This window comes from Microcystis sp. LEGE 00066, from assembly GCF_015207925.1.
Classification (GTDB): Bacteria; Cyanobacteriota; Cyanobacteriia; order Cyanobacteriales; family Microcystaceae; genus Microcystis; species Microcystis ichthyoblabe_A.
The window spans coordinates 1-9563 of record NZ_JADEVX010000162.1 but is presented as its reverse complement, the minus strand read 5'-3'; the positions used below and the strand labels follow the sequence as shown (position 1 = coordinate 9563).

General features: G+C 43.8%; 9 protein-coding genes and 1 tRNA gene. 2 read left to right on the top strand and 8 right to left on the bottom strand.

The window, feature by feature from the left end:
* Nucleotides 1-339 precede the first annotated feature (339 nt).
* The 6 genes from IQ224_RS18325 to rpmG form a co-directional block, all read right to left on the bottom strand.
* A complete protein-coding gene (locus IQ224_RS18325) occupies nucleotides 340-957 on the bottom strand; it encodes a flavin prenyltransferase UbiX (RefSeq protein ID WP_002734602.1) in 618 nt (205 codons plus the stop codon).
* The gene (locus IQ224_RS18320; RefSeq protein ID WP_194033322.1) at nucleotides 941-1684 is read right to left on the bottom strand and encodes a HEAT repeat domain-containing protein; all 744 of its coding nucleotides are present in this window, start codon (nucleotides 1682-1684) and stop codon (nucleotides 941-943) included. Before IQ224_RS18320 ends, IQ224_RS18325 begins: the two co-directional genes overlap by 17 nt.
* A 440-nt stretch (nucleotides 1685-2124) precedes the next feature.
* Nucleotides 2125-2197, bottom strand: a tRNA-Phe gene (locus tag IQ224_RS18315).
* A 76-nt stretch (nucleotides 2198-2273) separates the two neighbouring features.
* Nucleotides 2274-4502 carry a GAF domain-containing protein gene (locus IQ224_RS18310; RefSeq protein ID WP_084990071.1) on the bottom strand — a complete coding sequence of 743 codons (2229 nt, stop codon included), beginning with the start codon at nucleotides 4500-4502 and terminating at the stop codon, nucleotides 2274-2276.
* A gap of 402 nt (nucleotides 4503-4904) precedes the next feature.
* Nucleotides 4905-5120, bottom strand: coding sequence for a 30S ribosomal protein S18 (gene rpsR, locus IQ224_RS18305; RefSeq protein WP_002732313.1), 216 nt, complete (start codon nucleotides 5118-5120; stop codon nucleotides 4905-4907).
* A 40-nt stretch (nucleotides 5121-5160) separates the two neighbouring features.
* Nucleotides 5161-5355: a 50S ribosomal protein L33 gene (gene rpmG, locus IQ224_RS18300; protein ID WP_002734724.1), complete on the bottom strand. Its 195-nt coding sequence runs from the start codon at nucleotides 5353-5355 to the stop codon at nucleotides 5161-5163.
* A 177-nt stretch (nucleotides 5356-5532) separates the two neighbouring features.
* Between rpmG and IQ224_RS18295 the strand changes: the two genes are divergently transcribed.
* Entirely contained in the window at nucleotides 5533-6945 is a 1413-nt protein-coding gene (locus tag IQ224_RS18295) for a DUF697 domain-containing protein (protein WP_084990072.1), read from the top strand.
* 9 nt (nucleotides 6946-6954) lie between these two features.
* On the opposite strand, the gene IQ224_RS18290 is transcribed toward IQ224_RS18295, so the two are convergent.
* Both IQ224_RS18290 and miaB read right to left on the bottom strand, forming a co-directional pair.
* A complete protein-coding gene (locus IQ224_RS18290; protein WP_002741698.1) occupies nucleotides 6955-7341 on the bottom strand; it encodes a DUF2358 domain-containing protein in 387 nt (128 codons plus the stop codon).
* Nucleotides 7342-7564: 223 nt separating this feature from the next.
* Nucleotides 7565-8905, bottom strand: coding sequence for a tRNA (N6-isopentenyl adenosine(37)-C2)-methylthiotransferase MiaB (gene miaB, locus IQ224_RS18285; RefSeq protein WP_036399796.1), 1341 nt, complete (start codon nucleotides 8903-8905; stop codon nucleotides 7565-7567).
* Nucleotides 8906-9194: 289 nt separating this feature from the next.
* Here miaB and IQ224_RS18280 point away from each other — a divergent pair, with 289 nt between their 5' ends.
* On the top strand, nucleotides 9195-9479 hold the full coding sequence (locus IQ224_RS18280) for a Nif11-like leader peptide family natural product precursor (protein ID WP_002741693.1): 285 nt from the start codon (nucleotides 9195-9197) through the stop codon (nucleotides 9477-9479).
* Nucleotides 9480-9563 lie beyond the last annotated feature (84 nt).

Genomic DNA, 9563 nt, shown 5'->3' with positions numbered 1-9563 from the left:
GGGACTTGCGTGGGAATAATATCCCAATCGATCGGAGGGCGCAAGCTTTGCGCCCCTACAGTAACGGATTTTGTCCACAATGTAGGGGCGAACTGCGTTCGCCCAAAAGGTACATTATCAAAGCGCAGGTCCCTAACCACTAACTAACCACGAACGGGAGCATCTCACCTTTGTAACCCCTAAATCAGGTTTTTATGTCAAGCTATTTTGAAAGTCTTGCTAGAAACCAGTTTTATGGATAAGTATAATTACTCACTTGCATAAATGAGATGCTTTCCCACTAACCACTAACCACTGTCCACTATCCACTGATAACTGATAACTGATCACTGATAACTGTTAATGTCCTTGCCAGCGATTAATTGTCACACAATCGATATCTAACTGATCGAGAGTACGAGCGATGACAAAATCGACCAAATCCTCGATCGATTGGGGATGATGATACCATGCCGGTATTGCTGGCACGATTCTAACGCCCGCCTCGGCTAAAGTAGTTAAATTACGCAGATGAATTAAACTAAAAGGAGTTTCTCGCGGCACTAAAACCAATTTTCTGCCCTCCTTAATCTGCACATCGGCCGCTCTTTCTAGCAAATCGGAACTTAATCCCCCCGCTAATTTGGCCACTGTACTCATGCTACAGGGAATAATTACCATACCAAGGGTGCGATAGGAACCACTGGCGATCGTTGCCCCCACATCACCCCAACGATGACAGCGTAATTTTCCCCCCTCCATCACCCCGCATTGACTGCGCCAAAATTGTTCTTGCAGCTCCGGTTCTGGCGGCATCCGAATATTATCTTCCGCTTGCCAGACAGTGTAAGCTGATCTGGAGGCCACTAGATCGATCGTGTAGTCGGCTAAAAGTAGATATTTGAGAGTACGGACAGCATAAATCAGCCCTGATGCCCCCGTAACGCCTAAAATTAGCGGTTTAGATAATTCCTTCAAGCTCTAATTCCTCGATCAATTGTAATCCTCTTGGGTCGCCCACTTTTAATAAAGCACCCCTAGCATCTTCCTTGACACCTAAATCCTCGTCTTCCACCAAGGCCTCGATCAAAGCATCGATCGCCGTGGCATAAATCACATTTAAGGGCAATTCTCGGCATAATTGACCGATCGACCAAGCGCAATTACTCCGCACCGCTGCGATTAAATCTCGGCGCAATCCTTCAATTAAAGGCGGCAACACGGTGATGATATCTTCATAATTGACCTTGGCAATCTGGGCCAAACTACTGGCTGCCCATAATCGCACGGCCGAAATATCAGTTTTGAGAGCATGAACCAAGGGATTGATCGCTCTGCGATCGCCACAGTTACCTAGGGCCCAAACAACCCCTTTTCTGACGTAACCATTCCAATCTCTGGCCAGTAAATCGATTAAGGGAGCCACAGAGCTAAGACTGGGATTTCGACCCAAAGCGTAGGCGACACTGACACGCACCAGGGGACAGACATCGTTTAACATCTCTAGTAAGGGAGCGATCGCTCTTTCGTCCCGCAATTCACAAAAGGCGCGAGCGGCGATCATTCTCTCGCTAACATGAGCAGAAGTAAGCAATAAGAGCATTTCCTCGGGATCGGGAGGGATTTCCGCTGCTTGATCCGGATCGCTCGCATCGAGAGGATTATTTAAGGAATTGCTAGAGTCTAGGATTTCATTGTCGTACATACTTGTTAGATTATCTTAATCCGTGACCGCTCACGTCAAGCCCAAAATCAAAAAGTAAGTAGTCGTGCAAAATTAATTTCCTAGTGAAGATAGGCAAGAGGCAACAGGCAACAGGCAAAAGAAAGAATCTGGCAATTCTCCCACCTAAAAACAAGGTCAGAAACTAAGTACATCAAAGCTTTTAGCTTACCAAATTAGGTTACACTTCATCTTGACGAGAAAGGCTGCAGGCTCTCTTATTCTTTGTGTGATAAGTTTAACTGATATAGTGGCGATCAATCTTTGTGTCCTTTGTGTCTGGAGTGGTTCGTTCCAGTCGTTCGCCCGCAAGACTGTATCTTAGAATACATTTTACCCACCAAACCTAAGACAGTCAGCTGCATTTACAAAACCTAGCAGATTAGAAAGTAAATACAGGGCAAATTCTAGCGTTTTTTCGATGCCAAGACGCGGATTTGAACCGCGGACACGAGGATTTTCAGTCCTCTGCTCTACCAACTGAGCTATCTCGGCTTTTTTCAGTCCTTTCTTAATATAGCACGCCCTCGAAATAATTGCAAGGTTTTTTTCTAAAAAGTTTTCTGCTCGACTAGATTGGCAAGGTGAGGGTAAAAGTGGTGACAGCATTGGCACTGGTGACATCGATGGTGGCATTCAGGGGTTTAATCAGTTTGTGGACTAAAGCTAAACCTAAACCGGTGCCACTGTAGCGCCAGGGATCGTGGTGAGGAATGCGATAAAAAGGAGCAAATATTCTTGACAATTCCTCTGGAGCGATTTCTACACCTGAATTGCTCACACTAATTAATATTTGCTCGTCCGCACGCCAGACATTTACCCTAATTATCCCTTGTTCTGGGGTATATTTAGAAGCATTGGTCAGTAATTCCGCTATGATGCGCTCTATATCACAAAGATTGCTGTTAATCTCCGGTATATCCCCATCTATATCTAAAATTAACTGCTGTTGTCGCTCGCGGGTGAGAGTGCGAAAAGGTTCCACTAATAAGGGTAGCCAAGAAAGTAAGTCGATTGTTTCGATCGCCGGAGGTTCGCTTTCCGCATCCAGATAGGTTAAAGTTAACAGATCATTAACTAACTTACTCTGACGCTGACATTCAATGTTAAGAATTTGCAACAGTTGACCGATCGAATCCTCTGGATCGATCTTGATCCCTTGATATTCTAGGAGACTTTCTAGGGTTTCCACCGCTAGACGAATGCTGGTGATCGGGGTTCGCAGTTCATGGGAAAGGGTTTTCAGGAATTCGCTTTTTAATCTTTCCAGTTTTTCTAATTCCCTCACTTGTGCTTGGGAAGATTCGTACAGTCGCGCCTGGCGAATAGCGATCGCACATTCGGTGGCAATATGTTGAATCAAATTAGTTTCTAAGGAGTTAAAAATCTGATTAGCTGGCCGAATTAGCCAAATATTGCCCAAAAAACCCTGATCGTCAAAGATAGGACAAGCGCAACTGTTAACACGACAGATTTGCGGATTGCCAAGGGGAAGACGATCAACAAATTGTAAAATTTGTTTGTGCAGCAGCGGTTGATAGATTTCAGGAAAATCCCTAATTTGACGGCTAATTCCCTGACAGATAAGCTCTTGAGTGGTATATTCGTGGACAATAGTAGCTTGGCTGCGACTGGGATTGTAAAGCTCAATTTGGGCCCGTTCTGCGGGTAAAACCTGCACTAATTCCCTAGTGGTGGTTTGCAGAATATGGTTTTCATCGAGACTATCGCGAATTTTTTCGGTAATCCGTCCGATTAATGCTTCATACTTCAAACTCATCTGCAATTCGGCAGTTCTTTGCTGAACCTCCGATTCCAAGGCAGTATTCAAGCATTTTACCCGTTGGTGCAGTTCCGCTTGTTGAATGGCAATTCCCACTTGAATGGCTAATTGTTTAAGGAGATCGATTTCTTGGGATTGCCAAGAGCGAGTTTTTTGGCAATTTTGGGCAATTAGTAACCCCCAGAGTTGGTTATCGCAGATAATTGGCACCACCAAGTTAGCCTGTACTTGCAAAGAGGTGAGTAAGCTGCGATAACAGGGATCAAGTCCCGAATTATGGACATTTTCAATAACTTGAATTCTCCCGCGACGATAATTTTCCAGACGTTCTGGGGATAAATTAAAACAGGGATCCTCGATGCTGTTTCCTAAGACGGAATTAATCCTCGCAGTATGGGATTCCACCACAATCATGCCACTATGATCGGGGAATAAACGATAAATTAACACTCGATCGCAGTTGAGGAATTGTCGCACCTCTTTAACGGTTCTTTGCAAAATGCGATCAAGATCCAACGATTGCCGGATTCTTTCCTGCATTACCCCCAATAGTTGTTCCCGTTCTGCTTGTAATCTTAAAGCTTCTTCGGCCTGTTTGCGTTCGGTGATATTGGTACTGGTTCCCACTAAACGATAGATGCGCGCATTGTTATCCCGTAGGGGTGTTAAAGTCGTTAGCCACCAGTAGGGTATATTTTGAAAAGGTAAATACTGTTCGTAGGAAATAGTCGTTCCGTAACGCACACAATCACTATAGTGTTGCCGCACACTACGCGCATCATCGGGGGGAAGGATTTGTTCGGGAGTTTTGCCTTTAATCTCTGATGAACGCAATCCTGTCCAGCGTTCATGAACGGGGTTTGCTCCCACATAGCGAAAATCTCTATTTTCCAGCACGTCCACCACAAAAATCGACGCTTGCACGGAATTAAATATACTACGCAGAAACTGCTCGGAATACTCCTCTTTTAGCTGTTTATCTAGCTCGATCTCGGTTTCTGATGGCTGCTTTTCCATAAGAGCCTCCCATTGTGCTAATTGGTGTATTTGGATCGATAATCACAAAATCGTCGGCTACTCCTAGAGCGATTTAATTATTTCTTTAGATTCTCGCACGAATTTTCCTATCCGCTGCCGATTTCGATATATTTCTTTGCAAAAACGAGAAAGCAACCCCAATATACTGAGATCGCTTATCAGTTATCAGTTATCAGTTATCAGTTATCAGTGACCAGTTATCAGTGATCAGGTTTAAGTTTTAAGTTAAGTAGCTAGATACAATTAATTACACATATCCAATTACTTCTTCCATGAGTGCCTATCCTCACCAAGAAGTTAATTTTGTCCTATTACTTATATGTGTTATTTTCAGCGATCACTGTTCACTGATTACTGATTACTGATTACTGATCACTGAATTTAGGCTTCTTGGTTGACAAAAGGCAATAAAGCCATTAAACGGGCCCGTTTCACCGCTTCCGTTAAATCTCGCTGTTGTTTAGAAGTTAAACCGGTGATGCGTCTAGGTAGGAGTTTGCCGCGTTCGGTGATGAATTTGCGGAGGAGTTCGGTGTCTTTGTAGTCAATCGGTTGACTGGGAGAGATGGGGGAGAGACGTTTACGATAGTAGCTCATAGATTTGTAAAGATTGCTTGACTTTTTAACTAAAGTGTGCTTACTTAATTTCCTTGTGGACGGTGTGCTTATTGCAGTGGGGACAGTATTTCTTGATTTCCAGTCTGCCGGTGGTATTGCGACGGTTTTTGCTGGTGGTGTAGCGAGAAACGCCGGGGGTACGCTTATCGGGATTACTGCGGCATTCCGTGCATTCTACAGTGATGATTAGGCGAACGCCTTTTTTACTAGCCATAACAACAGGGGATCGGGTAAATTTACACGCAATCGATCATTATGACATATCTAGGGCTTTTTAGGCAAGAGCAGCCGGGACGAACCCAGGGAATTGTCGTCTGAAAAGTTGATTTTGGGATGAAATCCAGCACAAAAAAGCTAGAATAATCAGAGCAGTTGGCGAGGATGAGGAAAAATGACGGTAAGATTGGGTAAACCGATTTTAGTGACGGGGATAGGCATTACCATCGCTTTCACCCTAGGGGAAACTCTCAATAGTACAGTGAGCGAAATCGGTTCATGGGGTATTTTCGGTGCGATTGCTCTTGGTGCTGGTATCTGGTTTTGGCAAAAACCCAACACGAAAATCGATTTTTCCCATCCCACTCCCCTGAGTCTAGAAAAGGTTAAACAAGCGATTAGCAAAGCCGAGAAGATAATTAATTATCTGGCCAAAGAAGACCCTAATCAAGACTTAACTCCACTCAAAACCAGTTTAAGCCAATTAAATCAAGAATTTAGTCGCCAGGACCTGAAAATTGCCATTACTGGTGCTAGAAAAACTGGTAAAACTGCCCTAAAAAAACTACTAGAAAGCGGCAACTTTGGGGAATCTATCGCTTTTCTGGAAACGGAACCGCTTCTAACTTTCGACTCAACCGCTAACCAGAAAAAAGCTCTGGCAGCCGACCTAGTTTTGTATCTCATCAATGGGGATTTAAGCGATTCCGAATGGCAAATCCTCCAGCAATTCGATCGAATGCACCAGCGTGTTATCCTGTTACTGAATAAACAGGATCGTTTACCCGCCGAAACCAGAGAAGAAATACTCCTTTCCCTGAAACAAAGACTAAAAGAAACTATTCCCTCTCATCATATTTTAGCCATAGCCGCTGCCCCTGAACCCCTAAAAGTTCGTCAACATCAAAGCAATGGAGAAATCAAGGAATGGACGGAACCTCAAACCGTGGTTATCGCTCCTTTAGATAATCATCTCCGACGAATTATCGAACAAGAAAAGTCCGAATTAGTTCTCGGAACTATCTGGCGACAAGCGCTAGAATTAGCAAAGGAAACCAAACAATTACTTAATCAATCCCGACGCAAAAAGGCTTTACCTGTTATCGAACAATACCAATGGATAGCCGCTACTGCCACTTTTGCTAATCCTCTGGCGGCCCTAGATTTAGTTTTAGCGGCAGCCACTAACGCTCAAATGTTAGTGGATTTAGGGGCAATTTATCAACAAAAAATGTCCCTTGAACAAGCAAAAACAGCCATGACTACCCTGGGGAAAATGATGGTACAATTAGGCATGGTAGAGGTGACAACCCAAGCGTTAGGAACGATTCTCAAGGGAAATGCGATTACTTATATTGCTGGTGGTACAGTGCAGGGAATTGGAGCAGCCTATCTAACTCGTTTAGCGGGTTTAAGTTTAGTGGAATATTTCCAAGAACAGGAAATTAACGAGCAACTGAATAATGATTGGAATTGGACGAGTTTGCAGAATAAAGTTAAACAGGTCTGGGAACAAAATCAGCGCCTAGCATTTTTACAGGATTTTGTCAAGCAAACGAGCGCTCGTTGGTCGGCATTTTCTGGTTAAAAAATATGGTTAAGAAGTGCGGAAAGGTAAATGCTGACGCAGCACATCCCAGCGCGAACAATCCCAATAATCGATATGAGAAATAATCAGATTATTGTCATCGAGAGTTAATTCACTGCGGCCAGAAATAGCGATGGGAGGCCGCCAAGGTAAAGGGGTTGTCCAGTGCAATGTCCAACGGGTATTAATAATATTTCCCTGCTGTTCAATTGCGTGGACATCCATCTTAATAGCTTGGAACCATTGACTCATAAAACCAATCATTTCCCGATAGCGTTTAATCCCCCGAAATTGATTGAGAGGGTCCTTAAAATAAACGTTATCAGCATAAATGTCATAGGTTTGATCGAGGGGAAATCTCTGATAATCTTGCTGCAAAATAGCGATAATATCCATAAAATAAGTAATTAGTTATAATTAAATTGAAGATAGATTTTGCCTTTGATCCCCCCTGCCCCCCTTGATAAGGGGAGTGCCGATAGGCGGGGGTATCCCCCTGAATAAGAGGGGTCACTCTTAACTATTAAGTACCTAAGCAAAATTAGTTACACATATTTAACAACCTCTTGCCTATTGCCTTTTGCCTCTCCTAACCAAGAAATTAGTTTTGCACCACTACTTAAAAGCTCACTCCCGTCAAACTAAAGGGACGGACTTCGGTAATTTTAACCTTAACAAATGTGCCGCGCAATTTCTCAATATTTCCCGTAAAGAAAGTTAAGCGATTACCTCTAGTTCTTCCCATAACTTGACTAGCATCTTTAGGATTAACGTCTTCCACTAAAATTTCCTCAATTCTACCTAAATATCTTTGGGAACGTTCAGCAGCTTTTGTCGCCACTAAATGATTTAATCTTTGTAGGCGATCGCTTTTTACCTGCTCACTTAATTGATTATCCCAAATAGCAGCCGGAGTGCCTGGACGGGGAGAATAGGCCGCCGTATTTAATTGATCAAAACCAATCTCATCGACTAATTTTAAAGTATTCTCGAACTGTGCCTCTGTTTCTCCGGGGAATCCGACAATCGCATCGGCACTGATGGCAGCATCCGGCATTAAATCGCGAATATTAGCAATAATTTGTCGGTATTTTTCCTGAGTATAGCCCCGTTTCATGGCCTTGAGGATATCATTATCCCCCGATTGAAAAGGGATATGAAAATGTTCACAAACTTTAGGTAATTCCTGACAAGCTTTAATCAAACGTTCGGTAAAATAGCGGGGGTGACTGGTGGCAAAACGGAGACGTTCAATGCCGGCCACATCGTGAATGTAGTAGAGTAAATCGGTGAAATTGTGCAAATGTCGGCCGCTTGCCGTCACTCCGGGTAAATCCCGTCCGTAGGCATCGATATTTTGACCTAAAAGGGTGATTTCTTGATAACCCTGTTGTCCTAATTGTTCCATTTCTGCTCGAATTGCCGCAGGAGTGCGAGATTGTTCCACCCCGCGCACCCCCGGAACCACACAATAGGTACAGCGTTCATTACAACCATAGATGACGTTCACCCAAGCGGTAATATTACTATCCCGGCGCGGTTTGGTGATATCTTCCATGATGTGGATGGGTTCAGTGGCCACCACCTGGGAACCGTCAAAAACCTGTTGTAATAAGTCTCCCAATCGGTTTGCGTGTTGGGGACCGATAATTAAATCCACTTCGGGAACCCGTCTTAATAATTGTTCCCCTTCCTGTTGGGCCACGCAGCCAGCGACAACTAAAGTAAGATCAGGTTGAGTTTGTTTGCGTTTAGCCTGTCTGCCGAGATAGGAATATACCTTCTGTTCGGCATTATCGCGAATTGTACAGGTATTGTAGAGGATTAAATCGGCTTCGTTGGCATCCTCAGACCATTGAAACCCCAAATCTTCTAAAATACCCGCCATGCGTTCGGAGTCAGCTTTATTCATCTGACAACCAAAGGTGGTGATATGGTAACGACGTGGGGACTTATTCATGATGCTGGCTACAGAAACAAGAGTGTAGCTTTCTATTTTAGGCTATTTATTCTCTGACTTGAAAGAGAGTGTAGGGTGTGGGGTGTGGGGAAAGAAACCTCTTTCATCTTCCCACTTCCCACTCCTCAGAATTAGACCTAAAGCATACTCAGCCATACAAGCAAATAAAAACGAAACTTTTGCTTTGAGGATATCTCCTGACTGGTAGGATAAAAATAAACCACACTAGGCAGTTTAACCTCCACGCCGCCGAGGCCACACCTTTAATCATCAAAGGAAAAGTATTTATATGTCTAAAAATCAAGTGTTCGACTTTTTCGCCTTAGCCGCTAAAAACGAAGAATTGGGTCAAAAAATGCGTTCAACCCAAGATCCTCAGCAATTACTAGAGATAGCTCGCTCCCAAGGCTTCGATTTCTCCCGTCCGGAATTAGAAGCGGCACTTAAATCCTTGCACGAGAGTCCCGACTTTTTCCAAAAGTTAGCTCATGCAGTCTTAGAAGTTTTCAGCCCTAACCACGATAATTATCCCTCGATCGGAGTCCAACCCTACGAAGGTGAGATCGATCGCTAGAATCAGTGATCAGTTTTTTAGCCGTCAGGAGTCAGGAGTCAGGAGATTATTTTTATTTATTCTCCCCACTCCCCACTCCCCAAC